The following is a 23,193-nucleotide window of genomic DNA, read 5'->3' on the forward strand; positions in this document are numbered from 1 at the left end:
CACAGGCATCGCCCTTATCGGATTTCACCCTAGCCGCAATCGATTTTTTCGTCTAGATCCTCTTTTTCAATCGGATTATCCTTAGACAGGTAAGACCAATGATGCGATCGCGTCATGGGTAACATCGGTACCTGCCCCCGGGCCAGGGCCACACTGATAAGCGTGTCGAGACTGACAGGCTGAATTGATCAGTAATTGAGAGGATATAACTATGTTCAAGAAGACACTTCCCGCAATCGCCGTCATGGCGGCACTGTCGCACCTGACGCCGGGCACTGCTCTGGCCATGGGCGAAGCGAAGACGAACCAGGACTGGTGGCCAAAGATGCTGAATCTGGCGCCACTGCGTCAGAATGCCGAGAATCACAATCCCCTCGGTCCGGATTACAACTACGCCGAGCGCTTCAAGACCGTCGATCTGGACAAACTGAAGGCAGAGATCGAGGAAGTCATGACCACCTCCCAGGACTGGTGGCCCGCTGACTGGGGCAATTACGGCCCGTTCTTCATTCGCATGGCGTGGCACAGCGCCGGCACCTACCGCATCGGCGACGGCCGCGGCGGCGCCGGTGGCGGCCAGCAGCGCTTCGAGCCACTCAACAGCTGGCCCGACAACGCCAACCTCGACAAGGCACGCCGTCTGCTGTGGCCGATCAAGCAGCAGTATGGCCCCGACCTGTCCTGGGCCGACCTGATTGTATTGGCGGGCGACGTCGCCATGCAGTCCATGGGCTTCAAGACCTACGGCTTCGCCGGTGGACGCGAGGACGACTGGCAGCCCGATCTGGTGTACTGGGGCCCGGAAGAGGCCATGCTGGCCAACGACAAACGCTACGATGGCGAGCGCAGGCTGGAAAACCCCCTGGGTGCTTCCATGATGGGCCTGATCTACGTGAACCCGGAAGGCCCCAACGGCAACCCGGACCCGAAGAAGGCCGCGCATGACATCCGCACCACCTTCGGCCGCATGGCCATGAACGACGAGGAGACCTTTGCGCTGATCGCCGGTGGCCACACCTTCGGCAAGGTGCACGGTGCACACAAGGCCGCCGACTGCCTGGGCCCCGAGCCGGCCGCCGCTGGCGTGGAGCAGCAGGGCCTTGGCTGGAAGAACAAGTGCGGCAAGGGCAACGCGGAAGATACGGTGACCAGCGGCCTGGAAGGCGCCTGGACCCAGGCACCCACCCAGTGGACCATGCTGTACCTGAACAATCTGTACAACAATGAGTGGGAACTGACGGAAAGCCCCGGCGGCGCCAAGCAGTGGACCGCCAAGGACGGCGCCCTCGATGGCTCCGTGCCGGATGCGCACGTGGAAGGCAAGATGAATGCGCCGATGATGCTCACCACCGACATCGCCCTGAAGGAAGACCCCGCCTACCGCAAGATTGGCATGCGCTTCCAGAAGGACCAGGACGCGTTCGAGGACGCCTTTGCGCGTGCGTGGTTCAAGCTGATCCACCGCGACATGGGCCCGACGTCGCGCTATGTCAACTCCACGGCGCCGGATGAGGAGCTGATCTGGACCGACCCCGTCCCCGAGGCGGACTACGACATGATCGACGACAGCGATGTCGCCAGTCTCAAGGCGGCCATTCTGGACACCGGCCTCAGCACGTCAGAGCTGGTAAGGACTGCCTGGGCGTCGGCAGCGACCTATCGCGGTACCGACATGCGCGGTGGCGCCAACGGTGCGCGCATTCGCCTGGCTCCGCAGAAAGACTGGGCGGTAAATGACCCGCGTGAACTGCGCAAGGTGCTGAAGGAGCTGGAGAAGGTGCAGAAAGCCTTCAACCGCAAGGCGGGCAGCAAGCAGGTGTCGATGGCAGACCTGATCGTTCTCGGCGGTGCCGCCGCGATCGAGCAGTCGGCCAGCAAGGCGGGACACGACATTGAAGTGCCCTTCGCGCCTGGCCGCACGGACGCGACCCAGAAGCAGACCGACGCCGAGTCCTTTGCAGTGCTGGAGCCCACATTTGACGGCTTCCGCAACTACTATGGCGAGGGCCTGGAGCAATCACCGGCAGCACTGCTGGTAGAGCGCGCCGACCTGCTGGATCTCACCGTGCCGGAAATGACGGTGCTGGTAGGCGGCATGCGCACTCTGGATGCCAATGCGGCCCGTGCCGGTCACGGCGTGTTCACAGAGAACCCGGGCACGCTGAGCAATGACTTCTTTGTCAATCTGCTCGACATGTCCACGAAGTGGACGCCGGTGGAAGGCCAGCCCTACGTGTTCGAGGGGCGTGGCCGCAACAGCGGCGAGCTGAAGTGGACAGCCACGGAAGCGGACCTGGTGTTCGGCTCCAACGGCGAGCTGCGGGCGGTCGCCGAGGTGTATGCCTTCGACGGCTCCAGGGAGAAGTTCGTTACGGACTTCGTGGCAGCCTGGACCAAGGTCATGCAGGCCGATCGCTTCGACCTGAAGTAAGCCTGCGCCTGACCGCAAGCATCGACACCGCCCGCGGGCGCTGTCGATAAACCAGAGGGGCCCTGCGGGGCCCCTTTTTTTGCCTGCATTTTCTCGCTGATCAATCCCCCGCTTTCTGCAGCGCCTGCCTGATGGCCAGTGCCAGCTGCTCACGACGGTAGGGCTTGCTCAGCAGCTGCACTCCAGCCGCCAGCCGGCCATGATGCACAATGGCGTCCTCCGCATAACCCGAGGTATACAGCACCGGCAGCCCCGGGTGCAGGGCCTGCGCCGCCTCAGCCAGCTCGCGACCGTTCATGCCGCCGGGCATCACCACATCGGTGAACAGCAGGTCCGGTGCCGCGGCATCCTTCAACAGGGCCAGAGCCTCAGGACCGTTCTGGGCCACCGTCACGCCGTACCCGAGTCCGCGAATCGTCGACTCTGCATGGCTGCGCACGAGGTCGTCATCCTCCACCACAACAATGTGCTCCGAACCCCCCACAAATGGCTTGCTGACAGCCTTATCGGGCGCGGGCGTCCGGCCATTCGTCACACGGGGGAAATACAGGTGCACGGTGGTGCCCTCACGGGGCTCGGAGTAGATCTTCACATGCCCGCCGGACTGTTTCACGAAGCCATACACCATGCTCAGGCCCAGACCGTTGCCCCGCGCGGCATCCTTGGTGGTAAAGAACGGCTCAAAAACGTGCTCAATCACGCCGGGGGCAATGCCGGTGCCGTTGTCGGAGACGGAGACACGCACGTAGTCACCCGGCGCCACCTCTGTCTCGCGGCGACAATAATCCTCATCCAGCGCCGCATCATGGCTCTCAATCACCAGCTCGCCGCCCGTGGGCATGGCGTCCCGCGCATTGATCGCCAGGTTCAGCAGGGCCACCTCGAACTGCCCGGGATCGACCTCCACCCGGGACAGTGCCGGGTCAGCGATCACGTCGATACGAACCGATTCACCCAGCGTGCGCTGCAGCAGCGGCCTGGCCGCCATGACCAGCTGACTCAAGTCCACGACCTGCGGCGCCAGGGGCTGGCGCCGGGCAAACGCCAGCAGACGCCGCGTGAGCTCAGCGCCACGCTGGGCGGCGGAGGTGGACATCTGCGCCAGGGCCTGCAGATTTTCCTGCTCGCCCAGGGATTCCGCGAGCAGCTCGGAATTGCCCATGATCACTGTGAGCAGATTGTTGAAGTCATGGGCAATACCCCCCGTCAGCTGTCCGATCGCCTGCAGTTTCTGCGACTGGCGCAGCTGCGAATCGAGCTCCCGGCGCTCGGTGATATCCTGGAAAACGGCGACCAGGCCTGCAGGCAGCTGGCCGCGCGCCGGCAGATACGACAGGATGCAGTTGACGGCGAGACGTCGTTCGCCGACGGGGGTAATCTCCAGATGCTGCTGCGCCGGCCCGCCATCAACCACCGCGCGCAGGGCCGCATGCCAGAGCGCGACATCATCCCGCGCGAGCCCATCGGCCAGTTGATCCCCCGCGGACACTCGCAGAAGCTGCTCCAGGGTGGCATTTGCGCTAATGATCCGGCCCTGTGCATCCAGTTCGGCAATCCCCAGTACGGCATCGTCAAACAGCCGCCGCAGGCGTTCGCCGCTCTCTCTCAACAGGGTGTTCTGCCGGCCCAGCGCCAGTGACCGCTCCGTGCTGGTGATGTAGTCTTCGCGAAAGACGGTAAACAGATTGAAGAACACGCTGAAGCTCAGATAGGAAAAAATGTAGAGCACCAGCGTGACGCTGCCCTCGCGGTCGAGGTGGGCGGACTGCAGCAGGAAGGTCCCCACCACCAGGAGCAGCGGCATGACAATAATCAGGGTGTCGAGAAACGCCCGGGAGCGACCGGTATTGGTAAACTTGTTGAACGCCAGCAGCGCAAAAAACCACAGCAGATACGGCAGCGCATGGGGAACGTAGGGCTCGTGCCAGAGGGTCAGCGCCGCGCCCACGCTGAGGTGCGCGGTGAGATACAGGCTTGCAGCAGCCGCAATGCTGCTGACGGACAGGCGAGAACGCGGCAGCCGCAAAAGGACGAGCAGACTGCCCGTTACCAGCGCGCAGGCGATCAGCAGAACGCTCTCTGCACCTTGCGCGGGTCCGAGCCATACGCCGAATATCAGGCCGAGCACAGATCCCGCGAAGGCCAGCAGCAGTGCAACGGTCAGCACCCGCCGTGCGCGATCATCGTGCGGAACACTGACGCCCTCATTGCGTTCACTGTCGGTCATGGCCGCTCACTCCCTCTGCACTTGGCCGCGGCACCCCATCATGCCACGCCTTGTGTCCGAGCGCCCGGCCGTGCGACGAGGCAGATGCAGGGTCAGGCTGGCTGATGTCCTGCGAGGAGAGGCTGCGTGCGCAGATCCGCGACTGCCGACTGTGCCGGGAACGCTTCGCCGCAACCCGGACAGCCCACGAGCCGCGCCCTATAACCTGGTTCGAGAACGGCGCCCGGGTTCTGGTGATTGGCCAGGCACCGGGCCTGCGTGTGCACCAGTCCGGCACGCCATTCCTGGACCGCTCCGGTGACCGCCTGCGCGACTGGATGGGCGTGGACCCGGATACGTTCTACGATCGCTCGCGCATCGCGATTGTGCCCATGGCGTTCTGCTTTCCGGGGTACAGCGCGGCAGGCGCCGACCTGCCACCGCCGCGCATCTGCGCCGAGACCTGGCATGCATCGGTCATGGCGCAACTGCCCGCCGTGCGGATGACGCTGCTGATCGGCGGCTACGCGCAGCGACGCTACCTGCGCCTGCCCGCCTCGGCCAGGGTTGCCGAGACCGTTGCCAACTGGCGGCAAAGCGCGCCGGACGTCATTCCCCTGCCGCACCCCTCGTGGCGCAACAGCGGCTGGCTCAAGCGACATCCCTGGTTCGAGGCAGAGCTGCTGCCCGAGCTTCGCCGCGACATAGCCACTCTGCTTTGAAGACTGGCCTCGCTTTGACCACTGGCCTCGCTTTGAGGACGGGCTCGGCCCCGGCCCCCACGTCGTCAGACCCTGCATCGCGCCGTTTGCGCGACAACCCGCTGCTACGTATGCTGCCTGCAGCGAATCCGGGAGCAGGCTTGCGTTACTTCCAAAGCGCTCTCGCACAACCTCCACAGAACACCCAGGAGACAGGCCATCACCGACAACACAGTCACTAGCCCGGCATCCGGTGGCAAAGCAGGTAGCCAGCCTTTCCATACGCTCCCCGGAAATATCGTCTGCATTGATGCCGATTATGTGCAGCCGGAAATTGCCTGTTTCTATCTGGTTGGCGACAGCGGCGAGTATGCCCTGATTGAAACCGGCACCAACCACAGTCTCGACAACCTGCGGCGCGCGCTGGACCACTTCCGCATTGAGGACTCACAGATACGCTACATCGTGCCCACGCATGTGCATCTGGACCATGCCGGCGGCGCCGGGCGTTGTCTGCAGGAGTTTCCCGAGGCAGAGCTTCTGGTTCACCCGCGCGGCGCACGCCACCTGATCGACCCCGGAAAACTGGTGGCAAGCTCCATTCAGGTGTATGGAAAGGAGACCTTCGCGGCACTCTATGGCGAGATTGTCCCGGCGCCTGCGGCGCGCACCCGCGTGCTCGAGGATGGCGCCACCTTCAGGATAGGACAGCGCACGCTGCAGGCCGTGCACACCCGCGGCCACGCAGAGCACCATTTCTGCCTGTGGGACGAACAGACCCGGGGCTGGTTCAGCGGCGACATGTTCGGCATCAGCTACCCGGGACTGCGCTTTGCGCAGGGCGATTTCGTGCTGCCCGCCACCACGCCGACGCAGTTCGATCCGGATGCGTACATCGCGTCAGTCCGGACCCTCGCGGCGCGCAATCCCACTATGATGTATCTCACGCATTTCAGTGCCCTGCCCTTCCGGCCCGAGCAGGTCGACAGGCTGTGTGACCAGTTGGCGCACTATGATGCGATTGGTAGCACACTCGCTGCGGCTTCGGGGGATGACACCGGACGCGACGGGGGCGGGTACCTGCAGGCGCTGCAGGATGCGGTACTTGAGCGCGCTCGGCATCACCTGGAGCAGCTGACGTCCCCGGAGCAGGCGCGAGCAGCGGCACAGCGCCTGACAATGGATGCCCAGCTGAACGCGCAGGGCATCGCCTTCCGGCAGGCACAATCCGACAGCAGCAAGCATGGAGAAACCCGAGCATGAGCAACGAGACCGGCTACACGCCCCCCGAGGTCTGGACCTGGGACAGCGAGAGCGGCGGCAAGTTTGCCAGCATCAACCGGCCGATTGCCGGCCCGACACACGAAAAGGAACTGCCTGTCGGCAAACATCCCCTTCAGCTGTATTCCCTGGCGACGCCCAACGGGGTGAAGGTGACCGTGATGCTGGAAGAGCTGCTGGCCCTTGGCATCCGCGGTGCGGAGTACGATGCCCACCTGATCAACATCGGTGAGGGCGATCAGTTCGGCAGCGGCTTTGTCGCCATCAACCCGAACTCAAAGATTCCGGCGCTGCTGGACAACAGCACCTCGCCACCCACCCGGCTTTTCGAGTCCGGCGCCATGCTGGTGTACCTGGCGGAGAAGTTCGGCCACTTTCTCCCCACCGAACCCTCGGCGCGGGCGGAATGCCTGTCCTGGCTGTTCTGGCAGATGGGCAGCGCCCCCTTCCTCGGCGGTGGCTTCGGGCACTTCTACGCCTACGCGCCGGAAAAGTACGAGTACCCCATCAATCGCTACGCGATGGAGGTCAAGCGCCAGCTCGACGTGCTCGACCGCAATCTGTCCGAGCGTCGCTACCTATGCGGCGATGAGTACACCGTGGCCGACATCGCCACCTGGCCCTGGTACGGCGTGCTCGTGATCGGCGAGATCTACGATGCCCAGACCTTCCTCGACGTCGCTTCCTACAAACACGTGACCCGCTGGGCCAACGAGATTGCGGCACGTCCCGCCGTCGAGCGCGGCCGACGGGTCAATCGCGTCTGGGGCCCCGAGGAAGAGCGGGTGCCGGAGCGCCACGACGCCAGCGACCTGGACCCGGGATCAGCATGAGCGAAGCCAGGACGCCGGTCACCACCCTCATCGCCCTGCTGCTGGCGACTTTCTCGGTCCTCGCCTGCGCGCAGGGAGATTCAGCGCGCAGCCGCGACGGCCATTACGAGATCGGCGATGCCAGTCGCGACGGCATCGGCAAGTTCTACCTGGGTCGCGAGATCGCTCACGTCATGGGCCATCGTGCGGCCATGTGGCTGGAGCGCGACGGGCGCGAGCGCGAGGAGCGCACCGACCTCCTGATCGATCGCCTGCCGCTTGAGGAGGACAGCGTTGTCGCCGATATCGGCGCCGGCACCGGCTATTTCAGTTTTCCGGTGGCGCGGCGCGTGCCGAAAGGCAAGGTGTTCGCGGTGGACATCCAGCCCGAGATGCTGGCTATCATCCGTCAGAAGCAGGCCGCTATTGGCACTGACAATGGCGACGGGAATGGCAATGTCGAGCCCCGCCTCGGCTCGATCACCGATGTCCAGCTGCCCGAAAACAGCGTCGACCTCGCCTTTATCGTCGATGCCTACCACGAGTTCTCGCATCCCGTGGAAATGGGTCAGTCGCTGGTAAGGGCCCTGAAGCCCGGCGGTCGCCTGGTGCTGATTGAATACCGCGGGGAGGATCCCACGGTGCCCATCAAGCCATTGCACAAGATGACCCAGGAGCAGGCACGGCGGGAAATGGAGGCGCTGGGTCTGGCGTGGGAGCGCCTGGACAGTGCACTGCCGCAGCAGCACATGCTGTTTTTCCGCAAGCCGGAGTGACGGCCCTGCAGCGACGTTTCAGGCCAGCAACACGCTCAGGAGAATGACCGCAACCGCCGCCGCTGACGCAAGGACAAGGTAGGAAAAGGACAACAGCATCCATTTCCAGAGGGTCAGCGCCCAGCCCTGGGCATAGACCCGTTTCAGCGATAGCAGAAAGTACACAGGCATCCAGACCGCCAGGGCCGTTTCCAGGCCGTCGAGCAGAGAAGACAGTGACTCCATTCCTCCCCGGCTCGCCGCAGACGCGGCCGTCTGCAGGCCCACCAGCAGCAGAATGGCGAGAAACAGGAAGGCGTGACCGTGCACCGCGTGGATGAGGTGCTCCACGTAGTAGCGCCCCGCGAAGGGATAGACGAGGCGCATAAAAAACGCGAACAGGGGCACGAGCAGCAGCATGCTCCTGGGGATCATCTCGAGCAGATCGCCGATGAAATCGTTCGGATCATTCTGGATACGCTCGGCGCTTCGCTGCAGTCGGGCTTCCAGCTGGCGATTGTTCTCGGGGGACAGCCAGGGAATATTCACGAAAACCCGTCCATCGATGAATTCCACCCCCTCTGACTCCGATGTCGGAACGTCGCGTGGCTCCGTTTCGCGACTCTCCAGCGGTGCCCCGTCCGGCACGATACTGATCACACGCTCGCCTCCGGTCAGGTTGAGCAACCAGAGAAAGAAGATGCAGACCAGGCTGGTGACCAGGAACAGCCGCAGGGGCGGTACGTAGCGATAGCGTCGTCCGGCAATGTACTCGCAGGTGAGAAAACCGGGGCGAAAGAACAGCGCTGACAGCGTTCTCGCCGCCCGCGACCTGAAGCTGAAGACGTCCTCGAACAGCTCGTGAACCAGCGCGCCGAAGAAGCGGATGGTCGACCTGTCAGGCTGCCCGCAGGCATGACAGTAGGGGCCGCTGAGCGCGGTAGCGCAGTTCTTGCAGGTGCTGATTGTCTCGCTCTGATCTGTCACTGTTATCCGCGCCGGATGGCGCTGGCCCGAGGCAGCGATGGAAAAACCAAGATAGCACCAGTCGGCCGGGGTGAAAACGGACACAACGCCGTTGCCCTGGCGCCGAACCGCTCTGCCTGCGCTTGTCCCCCGCCACTCAACATCGTAGATTGCAGTCTGCCATCAATAGGAGAACCCGCATGGGCACGAAGCTGGACGCCGTCCGCCATCTCATTGCCTGTTGGGAGCGCCGCGATATTGACGCTGTGCTCGCCTGTCTGAGCGATGACATCGAGTATCACTGGGACATGGGCGCCCGACCCATCCGCAGCAAGGAAACCATGCGCAAGTTTCTTAACAATTACTCGGGAAACTATGAGCAGAAGCGCTGGGACATTCTCAACCATGCGGAAAACGGCGAGCTGCTACTGATCGAGGGTCACGAGGAGCTCTGGGACCACGAGCATCAGCGCACGATTCAGCAGCCCTTCATGCAGGCCTATGAATTCCGCGATGGCCTTATCTCGCGCTGGCGCGATTATTACGACTCGAAGAACATGGCCCCGCCCGAGCAGGCCAGTGTGGCTCCCGGGAATGACTGAGACCGCTGTCACCGCCGCCGCATCGCCGTCACAGCGTCGCCCGTATCGCGTCATCCAGTGGGCGACCGGAGCGATGGGCAAGACCTGCCTGCGCAGCGTTATCGACCATCCCGACCTCGAGCTGGCGGGGCTGTATGTTTACAGCGACGCCAAGGCGGGTCGCGACGCCGGCGACATTGCCCGGCGTGAACCGACTGGCGTGATGGCAACGCGCAGCATCGACGATATCCTGGCGCTGGAGGCCGATGTCGTGCTGCACTGCCCGCTGCTGAAGTTCCCCTACAACGCCCACGACGACGATGTCTGTCGCTTGCTGGCCTCGGGCAAGAACGTCATCTCCATCAACAATTACTTTCATCCGGCGAGCCTGGGAGAGGCCCACGCGGAACGGCTCAAGGCGAGCTGCGAACGCGGTGGAAGCACGCTGGCCGGCACGGGCATCAACCCGGGACTGATCGCCGAGCGCTTCGCGCCCGTTGTCTCGGGCTTGCTCACCGAGCTGGAGAGCCTTCTGTGTCGCGAGGTGTATGACTGCATCGACATGCCCAACGCCAACTACGTGTTCGACGTCATGGGCATGGGAGCCCGTCCCGAGGAGGTCGACCTGGAGAACGGTCCTCTCGCCACCCTGTTCGGCGCTATGTACCGTCAGTGTGTCGGCGCCCTCGCCGAAAGACTCGAGCTGCCGCTGACAGACATACGCAACGACCACCAGGTCACGCTGGCACCGCGGGACATAAAGGCCCGCGCCGGCACCATCCGCGCCGGCACGGTTGCCGCCACCAACTGGCAGATCCACGGGCTGATCGGCGAGAGGCGCGTGATCACCCATTCGGTCAACTGGGTGATGGGCGGGGACGTGCCGGGTTATGAACAGTTCAGCCACTGGGAGGTCTCGCTGCGCGGCAAGCCGGGTATCGACATCCGCATGGACCTGGTGGAGCCGGAGAATACCGGCGTGAAGACCACGGCGGTGCAGTACGGTGTTGCCGGTATGGTGACCCAGGCGATTCCGCACGTGGTGTCGGCCCCGCCGGGGCTGATGACATTTCCCGGCGCACCGCACTACACGCCGCGCCTATCCTGATAAGCCAACCACCACGCACACAAGGGAGCAGAGACATGCAGGTAGAAAACAGCGTCGCCATCGTTACCGGCGGCAATCGCGGCATTGGCGAGGCATTTGTGCGCGAGTTGCTGGCCGCCGGTGCGAGCAAGGTCTACGTCGGCGCACGACAGCTGGAAAACGCCGATCATCTGCAGCAGGCCTTTCCCAACCGCGCGATTGCCGTCGCCCTTGACGTCACGGACGAAGCGTCGGTAAATGCCGCCGCAGCCGCCTGCGACGACGTGTCGATTGTCATCAACAACGCCGGTGCCTTCCACAATGAACGGCTGCTGGGCGCCGAGAGCATGGACGCCGCCCGCAACGAAATGGCGGTAAACTATTTCGGGCCGCTGGCCATGTCACGCGCCTTCGCGCCGATCCTGGCCAGAAATGGCGGCGGAGCGATCATCAATGTGCTGTCGGTCGGGGCCATTCTCGCGGTACCCAATATGGGCGGCTACAGTCCGTCGAAATTCGCGGCACACGCACTGACTACCATCCTGCGCGCGGAGCTGGCCGACCAGGGAACCCAGGTCGGCTGCCTGATTGTCGGCTCGGTGGACACGCGCATGGCGAGCCATGTTGCCGGCAACAAGGAAAAGCCGGAAGATATCGCCAGAGCCGGTATCAAGGCCATTGAGAAGAACATCCACGAAATGGATACCGACCTGTTCGCGCTTACCACGCGCGCCGCACTGCACCGCGACCCGGCGACGCTGGAAAAGCGCATGGCTGCCACGGTGCATGCCACGGATCTTTCCACGGGCCGCTGATTCACCGGCCGCCAACCCAACCTTATCAAGGAGAAACCTCACCATGGAGCTACTGCTGTCCGTCCTCGGTATCAACCTGCTGGTCGTGATGACAATGATGGCTGCGCTGTGGATGATCAGCATTCCCCTGCGCGACGTCTCCTTCATCGACAGCTTCTGGGCGCTCGGCATGGTGATCGTGGCCGCCACGACCTACGCCATGGTAGGCGACGGCGCCGCGCGCCAGCAGCTGCTGCTGTTCCTCACCGCTGTCTGGGGCATACGCCTGGGCCTGCACCTGTTCCTGCGCTGGCGGCGCGAGGGCGCCGACCGCCGCTATGTGGCGCTGCTGGCCAAGGCGCCTGGCAATCCGCACCTGTTCAGCCTGCGCAAGGTGTTTCTCCTGCAGGGCCCGCTGCTGTGGCTGGTCGCGCTCCCTGTGCAGCTCGGGCAGATCGACGCCACGCCGGCATCGCTGGGCATTATCGCCATGGCGGGCGCGGCGCTCGCAGTGATTGGCATTCTGTTCGAAACGGTGGGTGACTGGCAGCTGGCGCGCTTCAAGGCGGATCCGGCGAGCGAAGGCAAGGTCATGGACAAGGGGCTGTGGCGCTACACCCGTCACCCGAACTATTTCGGCGATGCCTGTGTGTGGTGGGGCCTTTATCTTGTTGCCGCAGAGACGACGACCGGACGCTGGGCAATCATCTCGCCCATCTTCCTGACCTTCATTCTGGTGAAGTGGAGCGGCGCCGCCCTGCTCGAACGGCGCCTGAAGCGCTCGCGCCCCGGCTATGTGGACTACATTGAGCGCACCAGCAGCTTTTTCCCCTGGCCGCCCAGACCACCCAAGTCCGGGGCGTGACGCCGGCTTTTCGCGCTACTCGGCGGTGGCTGACGCGCCGCCGGGAGCGGTCATCCCCATTTCGCTGAGCAGCTGGGCACGATCGTAGTATTCCCGCCACTCGGCAACGGCGCCGTCGCGTATGACCAGGACGCCGACAACCGGCACGGCGCCGCGCTTGCCCTTGAATACAAACTCGTCGACCCGCTCGATGATCACCGTGTCGCCATCAACGACCACGCGCTTCAGATCCAGATTGAGCTCCTCGATGCCCGCAAACAGCGGCGCGAGGTGACTGCGCAGGCTGTCGCGACCGACCACCGGCGCGCTCATCATGCTGTGCAGCACACCGTCTGGCGTGAACAGCCCGATGACCCGGTCGAGGTCGACGTCATTCCAGGCGTCGACCATATCCATGGTGACTGATTCGGGGTCCTCGGCGCGTGCAGGTAGGGCGAGCACTGCCAGCAAAGCCATGCAGAGCAGACTGAGCTTCAGATTGGTCAGATTCATCGGGGATTCTCTCCGTGTATGGGCACGGCCCTCAGAAACAGGCAGGCCATTCTCAGCCGCTGCGCTGTATCGCCAGACTCGTTCTGCGACGTTACTACCTGCCGGAGGCGACAACAAGCACCGACTTGAAATCAGTCGGTATCATTCCTGACCGGTGCCGGCGCGGAACCGGTTTCAGGATTGTAATGCGGGTTGCCTGGATTGAGGGGATCTGGACCGCGACCCGGATCGGTTGCAGATTCGCGCCACGCGCGGTATAGCAGATCCCGCAGCATGGTTGCGCCGACACCGGTTCGCTGGAGAATAAGCCGGCGCGCCTCGTCATTCTCTGGATCTTCAAAAGCGCCGCCCTTCTCGAGAATGTAAATAGGCTCCATCCAAGTTGCGCTTTCATCAAGAAACTCCAGCACCTGAGTGAACAGGTCGCCTGTCTGCCGGCCCAGTTCCTTAACGTGATCCCTGACATCGTTTTCCGTCAGGCCAATGTCGTCGACGAACCGGGTCTCCACCCTGCCGTGGATACTTCTATCGGTGGTATATCCCTCAGGGTTTTCGCCACGCCATCCATCACTATGGATAGAAACGTGAAGCGGCTGGGCGCCGTCGCCGATGTAATGCCCCAGACGAATAACGTCAAACGCCAATGCTCGCTCGAGATCCTGAGTATCCTTGCCTTGCCCAGACAGGGTTCGGTGGATACGCATACCTGCGACCAGGCGTCCGTAGGCCTCCATAACGGCATAGGGCAGGGTTCCGGTCCACCGGATGTTGGTTCGGAGTGCCTCCTCCGACGCGGGATCTCTGGCTTTGCGTTGCTCGTCCAGCAACGCAATCAGGAACTCATGTCGGGACCTGGGGATCACCTCCAAAAACGAAAATTGCTCCCGAAACCAACCATGATTCGGGTCTTCCTCCATCTTCGAGAAAGGCTCTGACGGGCTGCGCCACGCATCCGGCAACAGTGCCAGATTGCCAATGAAATCCGTGTACTTCAGTAGGAACACCGGCCCGTCCGCAGGCAAAGTCTCCAACGCTACCCGATCGATCGCCGTGTGGGCGCGCGGCCCCCACGCACTCGCAGGGACCGCAAAGCCGATAAGCACAATTCCTGCAACGACGATCCGCTTTGTGATTTGAGGCATCATTCTTTGGCTCCTGGGGAAATTCAGTCAGTCGAGGCTCTGAACCCAATGGCGGAAAGCGCTTCTAGTCCGGGTCTGGACGCGTTACATTTTCGCAAGCCATGTCACGGCTTGAGGAAAAGTGCAGGACACCGCCGGCGACAAGACTCGCGTGCTCTATCTGATTGGATTCTATGGGCTCACCCTCAAAGGCTGGTGGCCCTGAATCTAAACTGCGGCTTACCGCGATATGTACCTGCTGGTCTTTTCCCGTACTAATGACGGCACGGCAAACTGTGGGCAAGCCGATAACATATTCAGGTTTTCCGGGTATCAGCGGATACAACCCGAGCGACCCCCACACATACCAGGCAGACATGGTGCCGGCATCGTCGTCCATGCCATCAGCAAATCCCTGGGGCGCCAGCGCAAAGCTGGGGCCATGCCATGGTGTGGATCTCTTGCCGGCGTTGGTGTAGCCGTGATCGACGCTCTCGTTGAGATAGCGACGGACAATTGCGGCGGTTGCCGACCGGTCGCCACTCCAGGACAGCATCCAGGGAACGTGAATGCTCGGCTGGTTGGTCATATTGTAAAGGTTGTCATTGAAGAACTGCGCCAGTTCAGGCCGCAGTCGTTCGGCTAGCGTGTCCGCAAGCCAGGGCAGGTCAAACACCGGGGCCCAGCGGTACTGCCAGATCGTGCCCTGGTAGAGGCCGCGGGCCCCGACCACGTCAGCGTCATCGTCCAGTTGATCAAATACCTGAAGCCAGTCGTCACGATACTCCAATGCCTGGGACCGGAATCTATCAGAGGTGGCGGTATCACCCAGTTCTTTTGCCAGCTCCGCAATGGCCCAATCGTCGTAGGCGGCCTCAATCCGTTCATCTGGCGTGCGACGCACCAGTGAAGGACTCTCTGTGACCATATTGGTGAGAGCCGCGCGGGCGTCAAAATTGGTAATGCCCTTGCGGTAAAAATCCAGCAGCGCTACGCCAGCATGCTCGGTGCGAACAGTGAGGAATGGCTCTGTGCCAGTCGCCCACCGATGCTTGCCTTCGTCATACAACGCCGCCAATGAGCGGGCGATGTCGCCGGCGCGGGCCGGGTCAATCAGCCCAATGAGCGGCAGCTGCGTGCGGTAGTTATCCCATAACGCCCAGCTTGTATAGCGCTGTTGACCGTCATCAACGCGCTTCAGCTGTCCATCACTACCACGATACCGGCCATCCGGATCCGCAATGGCAACAGGTGTCTGCATGACGCGAAACAGCGACGTGTAGAAGAGCGCGCGCTGCTCCTTTGGTGCCTCGATACTGATGCGCCCAAGCTCTTCTTCCCACTTGGCCATAGTGGCGGCCGCCACCTCCTCGAGGACTCGGTTGGCAAGCTCGGCACGACGGACCGCTGCGGCGGCTGTACTGTCTACCGAAGACAGACCCGTGCGTACCTCGATCGTATCGCCAGCTTCAGCGCTCAATTGCAGGCTGGCGACGCCGTCGTCATCGATAGTTATCACGCCTTCCGGCACCTTGCCCTGATGGCGTATGACGCTTGCAGTGTAAAGCGTGTAGCTGCCAACGTTACATACCGTGCCAGCCCGCAGGGTGGCCCGCAAGTCATCCGCCTGTGTGTTGTCCCAGTGCGCTGCGATACGATCTGCATAAGCGGGGCGCGGGTCAATGGCCAGGTCGACTTTGCCCGTGCGTGGCACGGTGAAGCGCAAAATGCCCGCACCGCGCGTCGCTGTGGCTTCAGCGATCAACCCGTTTCCATAGCCCACGCGATAATAGCCGGCACTGGCGAGCTCGGTAGACTTGTCGATGCGTTTGCTGTCCGGAAAGTCTGCGTAATGTAGACTGATTCGAAGATCGCCTCCGGCGCCGCCGCAGCCAACTCCGACTGCGCGGGTGTGCGACAGCCCGAGCAGCTCCGTCGCGGCATAGTCATAGCCTGCATGGTTGGCCGCGTTGGTATCCGGCCCGAGCTGGACCATGCCGTAGGGGGCTACCGCAGCCGGGCTCAGCTGGCCGAAATCACTGAGCGTTCCAACAAAGGGGTCAACGAGGCGCGCCGGGGTGTCTGTCGCGAGGACGGGAAGAGACAGTGACAGCAAGAAAAAAACGTTCAGTCTTCGCATGTTCATGGGTCCAGCGGGTCCAGCGCTTCCACGTGAAACGCAGCTGGGTGGGGAATGAATTCGAAGGCGAAGGGCGTATCGGATGACGTGACCAGACCGGGAACGATGCCAGTTTCATCAAGCGTACGCTCCATCAGGCGTTCGCTACCGATGTAGCCGGCAGTCATGGGATCGGTAACAATGAGGGATGGCCGATCGGCCGGAAAACCCGCGGCGAACAGTAATCTGGCGCTGTTGCGCAGGTTGGTTGTCGTATGGCGCGCATGCGGCTCGATGAGTATACGCTCGGCAGGAATATAGTGCTGCTCAATGAGGATGCGTCGCATCTCCAGCGCTTCATTGAATGGCGTTCGATCAGGGTGCACGTTGCCGCCGCTGACGACAATAAACGGGGCAAGACGGCGCTCGAACAGATCAACTGCCCTCGCCATGCGAATGTAACTCATCGGCCCAGTGCGAGATTGTGCGTCCTCAGGGCCGTGGCCAAAGACGAGCATTGCCGTATACGGGTAGTCCTCCCAGTCGACGGTACCTACAGCCCTTACTGCACCCGCATTGGTGCCGCCGAAAACAGGTCGGAGGTTCGAGGCATCCATACGTTCATTCATGCGCAGAAGACCCGTGGCAAAGCGTGCGCTGGAATCGAAAACGAGGTCAGTATCCCGCATGCCTGATGCGACGACCTGTCCATGCGCATTCAGGCTGGCAGCAAACCCCTGATCCTCCGGGTCGAAAATCATCGAGTCGATGAGGGGATACCGGGGTGGCTGGCCTTTGGCGTAAACCGAAATGATATTGTTGATGCCTGCGACCGTATCAGACCAGGCCGCCGTGATGAGCCCTTCGTCCGAGAGTGCTTCATGACGTGCAAAGCGGCCCGAGGGCCGCATCTGGCGAGCCACCAGTGCTCTGGCAGATTGTGATTGACTGACGGCGCGTCTGAGCGCCGCATCCACGGTGGCGATATCCGCTTCAGTCCAGAGCCACGCGTCCGCGAGACAAGCGGGCTTCTCGGTGCATTCAGGCGCCGCAATGACACGTGCAGTGCGATCATCGGCCAGCGCCGCGAGCGACGTATCGTTGCGCAACAACGATGCCAGGTCGTCTGTCTCGTGAATCATGGGCAACAGCGGAAAATTCAGCGACGCCAGCGTTTCGTGATAGGGAGTCTTATAGCCCGGCGGGTCCATCGCCGACACGCAGGCGGCGACAGCCAGACACCAGAGGCCGGCAGCAAGACGATATTTCCCTGTTTTCAACGGCATCACCAGCGCTTACCTCTCATCGCGATCGTCATGGTTTCTCTCGAATGCCGGACTGCGACGGATTGGGGCCGTGCCGGGCAGCGACACACGATACTCGGTACCAAAGCGGTTTCCGGACTGATAGAAGTCTGTTGATATGACCTGTGCGCCACTACGGAAGGCAGACCGGGCGCGCCCCCAGTCGTTCTGCTGCGCCTCCCAGGTATCGATGTCTGCGCGCGTACGAACAAGGTAGCCTTCACGCACCCGCTCGCGGATTTCCGCCTCACGCACCAGCGCGTTATCCAGCATCAGGAAAGCCGCGTGATCCTCACCGGGCTGCGCCCGCAGGAAGGCCGCGCGACCTTGCAGGTTACTGGCATTCTCAAGATAGGGGGCATGCGCCGAGAGATCACCCGCAGTGATTACCAGAAATACAAAGCGCCCTCTCGACTGCGCCAGTGTCGGCCAGTTGCCCGCCAGAACTGCCTGGTTCAACGTTTCATAGTCGCCACGCACATCGTCAGGCGTAATCACTCTCCCGCGTCCCATGGCCGCAATGAGCGTTTCGTCCAGCTCATCGAATGCCGACTGGTCAAAAGGCACCACGGCGGCTGCCTCATCGAAGAGTGGCATTGCGCGTGTTTTCAGCTCCACCAGAACGAACACCGGCTCGTGGCGCGGATTGTTATCCGACCAAAGCGCCAACTCCTCGAGGCAGGCAGAAAATGTGGCGCAGTGAGTGCGAAAATCAAGATCCGGCACGTGCAGCACCTTGAGCCCGGGCTCGCCCAGATGGCTCTCATCGTGCGGCAATGTATCCGTCACCCCTTCCATCTGCAGGCGCCGATAGCCGGCGGGCCCGGTGAAGGCCCCTCCCTCCGGATCGTTGTAGATATCCAGTTCCAGCGAGCGCATGCCGTCATCTAGCTGCTGACGCAACGGTGGGAACTCATAGGCCCGGGCATCGGCAAAGTCGACGCGCTGCGGGTGCTCCTCCGCCAGCAGCGCACGCTCATCATCGGTGAACCGATCCTGCGCCGCATGTGCTTTCGAATACATTCGCTCAACCATAGGAGATGCCAGCGCAACGAGCTTCGGATCAATAGGCATTGCATAGCTGTTATGCGTGCCCAGTACCTGAAGCCTATTGATGGGTTCACCTTCCAGCTCCGCCTGGTGCCCCGCGCCGTCCGCAGCTGTCACTCCGGCAAACAGCGCCGCCAAAAGAAGCAGGGGACCGGGTTCGATGGCGGCTCCCGCCACTTTCATCAGAAGCTTCTCGTCAGGACCAGACGGAAATTGCGGCCGAAGATCGGGCGACCGTAGATAGCGTCTGCGCTTCCCTGCCCTGCTATACCATCCGTGCGTGGGTTACCCTCCGTGATGCCGACTTCGTTAGTCAGGTTGTCACCGTAGAGCTGCGCGTTCCAGGGCCCACGGTTGACGATAATCCCAGCGCCAAAGGTTTCGAAGGACGGCAGGCGGGTGTTGTTTTCAAGATCAACGTAGCGATCACCAATGAACATGTACTGTGCATAGATTTCGGCATCCCAGCCATTTCCAAGTACCGTGGAGTAGCTCGGCCGCACGTTGCCGTACCAGCGTGGCTGGCGGATAGGCTGGTTGCCATCGGCGGAAACAGGCTGAGCGCCCGTCGTGCTGGTAAAGTCACCCAACTCTGCCTCATTGAATGTAATGGCAGCATTGACATTGAAGTTGTCGGTAACGCGCCAGTAGAGGTCCATCTCAATGCCGGGTGAGGTGACCTCCCCGACAAACTGCTCGCGTATGATCTCACTCGTAGAGGGGTCTATGGCATCCAGTGTTGCAGTGAACGGCTTGAACTGCGAGTAAAAGGCCGTTGCGAATACCGAGAAAGCCGGCGCATCATATTTGACCCCAAGCTCATATTGGTCTGCTTCCGTTCTCCCGCCCGGGCTCATGAAAATCAGATCAAACTCATTGGCTCCCCGGTTGGCCCGGGAGGCCCTGGCATAAACACCGAGCTCATCCGAGAGGGTATAGTTGCCGCCAATGGTCCAGGAGGTATAGCTCTGGTCAATGCTGGACGCTTCGGTAACGCCTGAGAAACCCAGGGTGGCGTTGTCTGCCAGAGTACTTGCGTCACCCAGGTCTCTTACAGCCCTGCCGCGGCTCGCGCCGCTACCGTCGTAACTGGTCCTTCGTATCCCAAAGTCAAGCGTCAGCCGATCGTTAACGTACCAGGTGTCGGAGAGGAAAAACGCGTCACGCGTGGTGTCCGTGCTGCCAGAATTGAATGCCGTACCGTAGCGAATGACACCGTCGTCGGTGGCTGATCCAACGACATTTCCATTACCGTCGAGCGCCACAAGATCAAGCAGGCGCGGCTTGCCCCGCATTTCCATCAGGTAGTCCTGTGCCCGCCACATGCCATCAGTCTCATAGCTTGAGTAAAAGTAACCTGCAGTGAGCGTATGCTGGCCGGCAAGATCAAAATCCAGACTGACTCGCGTTTCGTTCATCAGCGACTCGAACGGTGCACCGATCGCCCGATACTGCGCCTCAACCACAAGGCCGGAGTCCTGCGAAGGGTCATAGGCGGCCCCGGTTCTTGCAATCCGATAACCCATCGACTGCGCACCCGCAAAGGCTGCCTGCGCTGCGGGGAGCGCATTTGTCGCATATTGCCCGGCATCCCTGGGGTTCTGCGTGGAGTAAAGCGCGTCGAAGTCGAGGTCTCCATCGGTATATCGGAACCGGTTCTCCACACGCAGCCCTTCCCTGAGCTCCCATTCCACGTCCAGGCCCACGTTGGTGTACTCAATCTTCCGGCCATCAGACAGATCCCGGCTTTCCTGCACTACATTCCCATTTTCGTCAGCGTAGCGAAGTACAACATCCTTGAGTTCCGGCGTGTTCAAGGTGCCGTCTTCACTGTCGAGGAACGGGTTGAGAGAGCGGCTGGGATCACGAGGATCTGCGAGGGGAATTGGCAGGTAAAAGACATTGGTATCAGAGAAATGCTTAACGTGGGCACGAATTTCTCCGCGATCCATCTCGTGCCGCAGGTTAATGCGAAACTGCCCACCCTCATCACTGCGGAAGCCGTTATCTCTGTAGCCATCGTGGTAGCGGAAGAAGCCGCCGGCGGCGATGTAGGTTTGTTCGGCGATAGGGCCAGACCAGTAACCGTCAACGCGATACAGGCCAGTATCTCCGATCGTTGTGCGTATCGCGCCCTCGGCCTCCGGACCGCCCTGACGCGTGACTTGATTGAAGATCGCTGCCGAGTTATCGGCAAACACCGGTGCTGGACCACCGCGCACGCTCTCAAGCGTCTGTGTCATGAGATCGGTACGAAGCAAGCCATCGCCCTTAAAAAAGAAACCGTCATCCGGGTAAATGGGCATTCCATCTTCCTGAAACGAGTAGAAGCTACCTTCGTTCGGAATACCGCGCACGCGATACACGTTCTGCGCATCGCCGCCGCTGGCTTCCGCGTAGATTCCCGGTAACCGACCCAGCAGGTCCGCGGTATTCAACGGCGCGAATTTCTGGATAGCCTCGTCATCAACGTTGGATACAGCATAGGCCGTATCAAATTTGCTCTGGCCGCCAGCGCTCCCGGTCACGATGACCTCTTCTACCATCCGGCTTCTGGTCTGCTGCGAGGAACCACCAGTGGTGTTCCGAGCGTCATTGGCGAGCGTCTGTGCCATACCGTCGATCGACAACCCGGTGAGGAGGGCGATAGCGCTTGCCATAATGGTTTTCTGATGCATGAGATGACCCCGTCAAGACTTGCAAATGAGAGAGGCTCATATCCTGCGGATCACACATGACGCTGGCGTGACGCTTGAATGACGTTTGTATTAATATTGGAAGACAGCACTTTGACAGTGCGCTCGCTACGCGCGCCCAGTCTTTAACTACAATGGCAGGGCGCGAACGACGTTGTTCCGGGACAAGCAACGAGCGTCGGCAGGATTGGTCAGACGGGGTCAGTCACTGCGAAAGACCCGGCAGATAGCGAATCAGCGCTCAGGCCATCAGCGCCTGCGTATGTGCACTATCCAGATACTCATCAAGCGACACGATCAGACCGTCCTCAATCTTGATAATGGCGCAGGCGGGCATGGCGAATTCGTCGCCGTTCGCCAGCGTGCCCCGCACCACGTGCTCCTGATAGAAGCCACCGGGGATCGCTTCCCGGCGCTTGATATCGTAGCGCAGGTTCCTGAGCTTTCGGTGCATCCACTGCAGGGACTTCAGGTTTTCCTCCAGTGGCTGGCAGCGCTGGTCGAAGTTGTGCCAGATGCGCGCGTCTGGCCGGTACAGGCTGCGCGTCGCATCGACATCGCAGGCTTCGAGACAGGCCATGAGCCGCTCGCCGATTTGCAGATAGTTATCGTGACGGGTCATATCAGACTCTACTCCGGAAAAAAGACGATAAAAAAGGGTAGCACAGCGCGCGGCGCGGCCATCGGCATGTATAGCGAATCAGCGCACAGCCCTCAGAACTGCAGACGGTACTGCGCCGGTGGCTCGGCGAGGTCCACCAGCCCCGCTTCACTGCCAACGCCATCATCCACGACTTTCACTGTGCGCAACCCGGCGGGCTCCAGCGCAGACAGCGCCAGACCCAGCAGACGGACGCCCCGGTCAAGCGGCAGCAGCCTGGACAACAAGACGTCCGCACACTGTGTCAGCGCCTCGCGCGTGGCGATGGGCACCGCCGGCGAGCAGGCGCGGGTGATCTGCTGGAAATCCGCGAACTTGACCTTCAGCGTCAGCGTTCCGCCCTGGGCGCCCTGGCGCTCAATCCGGGGCCAGACAATCTCCACAATCTGCGCCAGCGCCGGTCGCAGGGCATGTTCACCGATCAGGTCTGTGTCCCAGGTGCGTTCGGCACCAATGGATTTGCGCTGCCGATCCGGCCGCACGGGTCGCCCATCCTGCCCTCGGCTGGCGCGGTAGAGGTACAGGGCCTGTTTACCGAAATGCTGCTGCAGAAAGGCCAGCGAGCAGTCGCGGATGTCGGCACCGGTATGGATGCCGAGCGTCGCCATGCGGGCGGCGGTTTTCGGGCCAACGCCGTGAAAGCGCTGCGCCGGCAGAGTAGCGACGAAGACGGCGCCGTCATCGGGCAACACCACGAACAGGCCGTCCGGCTTGTTCTGGTCGGAGGCCACCTTGGCCAGGAACTTGTTGTAGCTGACACCGGCGCTGGCGGTCAGTCCGGTTTCGGCCAGGATTTCCGCCCGTATGCACTGGGCGACGCGGATAGCACTGCCGATTCCCTGCCTGTCGCGGGTAACGTCGAGATAGGCCTCATCCAGCGACAGCGGCTCAATCAGCTCGCTGTGCCGGGCGAAAACCGCGTGTACCTTCCGCGACACCTCCCGGTAGCGGTCGAAGCGCGGTTTGACAAATACCAGGTCGGGACAGCGCCGTTTTGCCGTGACCGACGGCATTGCCGAACGGACACCGAAGACCCGCGCCTCGTAGCTCGCCGCCGCCACCACGCCACGCAGTGCCGATCCGCCGACGGCGACAGGCCTGCCGCGCAACTCGGGGTTATCGCGCTGCTCGACGCTGGCATAGAAGGCATCCATGTCGATATGAAGGATCTTGCGCTGCGGTGGTGGCGTGGCGTCGGGCATGCGCGGGATACTAGGCAGACGTCGAGGTTCCGGCAAGTTCGACAGTAGCGTGCGTGAGTAGACGCAAAA

The 23,193-nt window shown here is 62.0% G+C and carries 19 protein-coding genes; 9 read left to right on the forward strand and 10 right to left on the reverse strand.

The features are described from left to right. The first annotated feature begins 211 nt into the window (after window positions 1–211). Window positions 212–2,431 carry a catalase/peroxidase HPI gene (katG, locus tag EV688_RS06105; protein ID WP_117314889.1) on the forward strand — a complete coding sequence of 740 codons (2,220 nt, stop codon included), beginning with the start codon at window positions 212–214 and terminating at the stop codon, window positions 2,429–2,431. Window positions 2,432–2,531: 100 nt separating this feature from the next. On the opposite strand, the gene EV688_RS06110 is transcribed toward katG, so the two are convergent. Next, on the reverse strand, window positions 2,532–4,658 hold the full coding sequence (locus EV688_RS06110; RefSeq protein ID WP_117314890.1) for a hybrid sensor histidine kinase/response regulator: 2,127 nt from the start codon (window positions 4,656–4,658) through the stop codon (window positions 2,532–2,534). A 104-nt stretch (window positions 4,659–4,762) separates the two neighbouring features. Here EV688_RS06110 and EV688_RS06115 point away from each other — a divergent pair, with 104 nt between their 5' ends. The 4 genes from EV688_RS06115 (at window position 4,763) to EV688_RS06130 (ending at window position 8,207) form a co-directional block, all read left to right on the forward strand. Beyond that, window positions 4,763–5,359 (forward strand): uracil-DNA glycosylase family protein, encoded by a 597-nt coding sequence (locus EV688_RS06115; protein ID WP_117314892.1) that lies wholly within the window; start codon window positions 4,763–4,765, stop codon window positions 5,357–5,359. Window positions 5,360–5,659: 300 nt separating this feature from the next. Then, window positions 5,660–6,601, forward strand: coding sequence for an MBL fold metallo-hydrolase (locus EV688_RS06120; RefSeq protein WP_162883788.1), 942 nt, complete (start codon window positions 5,660–5,662; stop codon window positions 6,599–6,601). Next, window positions 6,598–7,452 carry a glutathione-dependent disulfide-bond oxidoreductase gene (yghU, locus tag EV688_RS06125; protein ID WP_117314896.1) on the forward strand — a complete coding sequence of 285 codons (855 nt, stop codon included), beginning with the start codon at window positions 6,598–6,600 and terminating at the stop codon, window positions 7,450–7,452. The genes EV688_RS06120 and yghU overlap by 4 nt, the downstream gene beginning before the upstream one ends. Beyond that, window positions 7,449–8,207, forward strand: coding sequence for a class I SAM-dependent methyltransferase (locus tag EV688_RS06130; protein WP_117314898.1), 759 nt, complete (start codon window positions 7,449–7,451; stop codon window positions 8,205–8,207). Before yghU ends, EV688_RS06130 begins: the two co-directional genes overlap by 4 nt. 18 nt (window positions 8,208–8,225) lie before the next feature. Here the strand turns inward: EV688_RS06130 and EV688_RS06135 are convergent, their stop codons facing one another. Continuing rightward, entirely contained in the window at window positions 8,226–9,257 is a 1,032-nt protein-coding gene (locus EV688_RS06135) for a DUF3667 domain-containing protein (protein ID WP_162883789.1), read from the reverse strand. A gap of 95 nt (window positions 9,258–9,352) precedes the next feature. Here EV688_RS06135 and EV688_RS06140 point away from each other — a divergent pair, with 95 nt between their 5' ends. Genes EV688_RS06140 through EV688_RS06155 form a run of 4 tightly spaced genes read left to right on the forward strand, consistent with a single transcriptional unit; the run spans window position 9,353 to window position 12,479 of the window. Continuing rightward, on the forward strand, window positions 9,353–9,754 hold the full coding sequence (locus tag EV688_RS06140; protein ID WP_117314902.1) for a nuclear transport factor 2 family protein: 402 nt from the start codon (window positions 9,353–9,355) through the stop codon (window positions 9,752–9,754). Continuing rightward, entirely contained in the window at window positions 9,747–10,841 is a 1,095-nt protein-coding gene (locus EV688_RS06145; RefSeq protein ID WP_162883790.1) for an NAD(P)H-dependent amine dehydrogenase family protein, read from the forward strand. Before EV688_RS06140 ends, EV688_RS06145 begins: the two co-directional genes overlap by 8 nt. A gap of 35 nt (window positions 10,842–10,876) precedes the next feature. Then, window positions 10,877–11,635 (forward strand): SDR family oxidoreductase, encoded by a 759-nt coding sequence (locus tag EV688_RS06150; RefSeq protein WP_117314906.1) that lies wholly within the window; start codon window positions 10,877–10,879, stop codon window positions 11,633–11,635. 43 nt (window positions 11,636–11,678) lie between these two features. Further along, entirely contained in the window at window positions 11,679–12,479 is an 801-nt protein-coding gene (locus EV688_RS06155) for a DUF1295 domain-containing protein (RefSeq protein ID WP_117314908.1), read from the forward strand. Between the two features lie 15 nt (window positions 12,480–12,494). Here the strand turns inward: EV688_RS06155 and EV688_RS06160 are convergent, their stop codons facing one another. From EV688_RS06160 to dinB, 8 genes are all read right to left on the reverse strand, one after another. Further along, the gene (locus tag EV688_RS06160; protein WP_117314910.1) at window positions 12,495–12,971 is read right to left on the reverse strand and encodes an SgcJ/EcaC family oxidoreductase; all 477 of its coding nucleotides are present in this window, start codon (window positions 12,969–12,971) and stop codon (window positions 12,495–12,497) included. A gap of 131 nt (window positions 12,972–13,102) precedes the next feature. Further along, window positions 13,103–14,116, reverse strand: coding sequence for a phospholipase C/P1 nuclease family protein (locus tag EV688_RS06165; protein ID WP_205686484.1), 1,014 nt, complete (start codon window positions 14,114–14,116; stop codon window positions 13,103–13,105). A 61-nt stretch (window positions 14,117–14,177) separates the two neighbouring features. Continuing rightward, the gene (locus EV688_RS06170) at window positions 14,178–16,232 is read right to left on the reverse strand and encodes a glycoside hydrolase domain-containing protein (RefSeq protein WP_205686485.1); all 2,055 of its coding nucleotides are present in this window, start codon (window positions 16,230–16,232) and stop codon (window positions 14,178–14,180) included. A 2-nt stretch (window positions 16,233–16,234) separates the two neighbouring features. Then, window positions 16,235–17,497, reverse strand: coding sequence for a YdcF family protein (locus EV688_RS06175; RefSeq protein ID WP_117314914.1), 1,263 nt, complete (start codon window positions 17,495–17,497; stop codon window positions 16,235–16,237). A gap of 9 nt (window positions 17,498–17,506) precedes the next feature. Further along, entirely contained in the window at window positions 17,507–18,748 is a 1,242-nt protein-coding gene (locus EV688_RS06180; RefSeq protein ID WP_117314916.1) for a Ca2+-dependent phosphoinositide-specific phospholipase C, read from the reverse strand. Beyond that, on the reverse strand, window positions 18,748–21,243 hold the full coding sequence (locus tag EV688_RS06185; protein WP_117314918.1) for a TonB-dependent receptor domain-containing protein: 2,496 nt from the start codon (window positions 21,241–21,243) through the stop codon (window positions 18,748–18,750). The genes EV688_RS06180 and EV688_RS06185 overlap by 1 nt, the downstream gene beginning before the upstream one ends. A 259-nt stretch (window positions 21,244–21,502) precedes the next feature. Further along, complete coding sequence (locus tag EV688_RS06190; RefSeq protein ID WP_117314920.1) at window positions 21,503–21,883, reverse strand: nuclear transport factor 2 family protein; 381 nt, start codon at window positions 21,881–21,883, stop codon at window positions 21,503–21,505. Between the two features lie 92 nt (window positions 21,884–21,975). Further along, window positions 21,976–23,124 (reverse strand): DNA polymerase IV, encoded by a 1,149-nt coding sequence (gene dinB / locus EV688_RS06195; RefSeq protein WP_117314921.1) that lies wholly within the window; start codon window positions 23,122–23,124, stop codon window positions 21,976–21,978. Window positions 23,125–23,193: the final 69 nt, after the last annotated feature.

Origin of the sequence: Chromatocurvus halotolerans, from assembly GCF_004340525.1 — a bacterium.
Taxonomy (GTDB): Bacteria; Pseudomonadota; Gammaproteobacteria; order Pseudomonadales; family Halieaceae; genus Chromatocurvus; species Chromatocurvus halotolerans.

Excerpts from the sequence above, each read along its gene's own strand:
- EV688_RS06145 (WP_162883790.1), top strand. The coding sequence starts at position 9,747 with ATGACTGAGACCGCTGTCACCGCCGCCGCATCGCCGTCACAGCGTCGC.
- EV688_RS06170 (WP_205686485.1), bottom strand. The coding sequence starts at position 16,232 with ATGCGAAGACTGAACGTTTTTTTCTTGCTGTCACTGTCTCTTCCCGTC.
- EV688_RS06160 (WP_117314910.1), bottom strand. The coding sequence starts at position 12,971 with ATGAATCTGACCAATCTGAAGCTCAGTCTGCTCTGCATGGCTTTGCTG.
- EV688_RS06115 (WP_117314892.1), top strand. The coding sequence starts at position 4,763 with ATGTCCTGCGAGGAGAGGCTGCGTGCGCAGATCCGCGACTGCCGACTG.
- katG (WP_117314889.1), top strand. The coding sequence starts at position 212 with ATGTTCAAGAAGACACTTCCCGCAATCGCCGTCATGGCGGCACTGTCG.
- yghU (WP_117314896.1), top strand. The coding sequence starts at position 6,598 with ATGAGCAACGAGACCGGCTACACGCCCCCCGAGGTCTGGACCTGGGAC.
- EV688_RS06165 (WP_205686484.1), bottom strand. The coding sequence starts at position 14,116 with ATGATGCCTCAAATCACAAAGCGGATCGTCGTTGCAGGAATTGTGCTT.
- EV688_RS06150 (WP_117314906.1), top strand. The coding sequence starts at position 10,877 with ATGCAGGTAGAAAACAGCGTCGCCATCGTTACCGGCGGCAATCGCGGC.
- EV688_RS06180 (WP_117314916.1), bottom strand. The coding sequence starts at position 18,748 with ATGAAAGTGGCGGGAGCCGCCATCGAACCCGGTCCCCTGCTTCTTTTG.
- dinB (WP_117314921.1), bottom strand. The coding sequence starts at position 23,124 with ATGCCCGACGCCACGCCACCACCGCAGCGCAAGATCCTTCATATCGAC.
- EV688_RS06130 (WP_117314898.1), top strand. The coding sequence starts at position 7,449 with ATGAGCGAAGCCAGGACGCCGGTCACCACCCTCATCGCCCTGCTGCTG.
- EV688_RS06185 (WP_117314918.1), bottom strand. The coding sequence starts at position 21,243 with ATGCATCAGAAAACCATTATGGCAAGCGCTATCGCCCTCCTCACCGGG.
- EV688_RS06140 (WP_117314902.1), top strand. The coding sequence starts at position 9,353 with ATGGGCACGAAGCTGGACGCCGTCCGCCATCTCATTGCCTGTTGGGAG.
- EV688_RS06110 (WP_117314890.1), bottom strand. The coding sequence starts at position 4,658 with ATGACCGACAGTGAACGCAATGAGGGCGTCAGTGTTCCGCACGATGAT.
- EV688_RS06190 (WP_117314920.1), bottom strand. The coding sequence starts at position 21,883 with ATGACCCGTCACGATAACTATCTGCAAATCGGCGAGCGGCTCATGGCC.
- EV688_RS06175 (WP_117314914.1), bottom strand. The coding sequence starts at position 17,497 with ATGCCGTTGAAAACAGGGAAATATCGTCTTGCTGCCGGCCTCTGGTGT.
- EV688_RS06155 (WP_117314908.1), top strand. The coding sequence starts at position 11,679 with ATGGAGCTACTGCTGTCCGTCCTCGGTATCAACCTGCTGGTCGTGATG.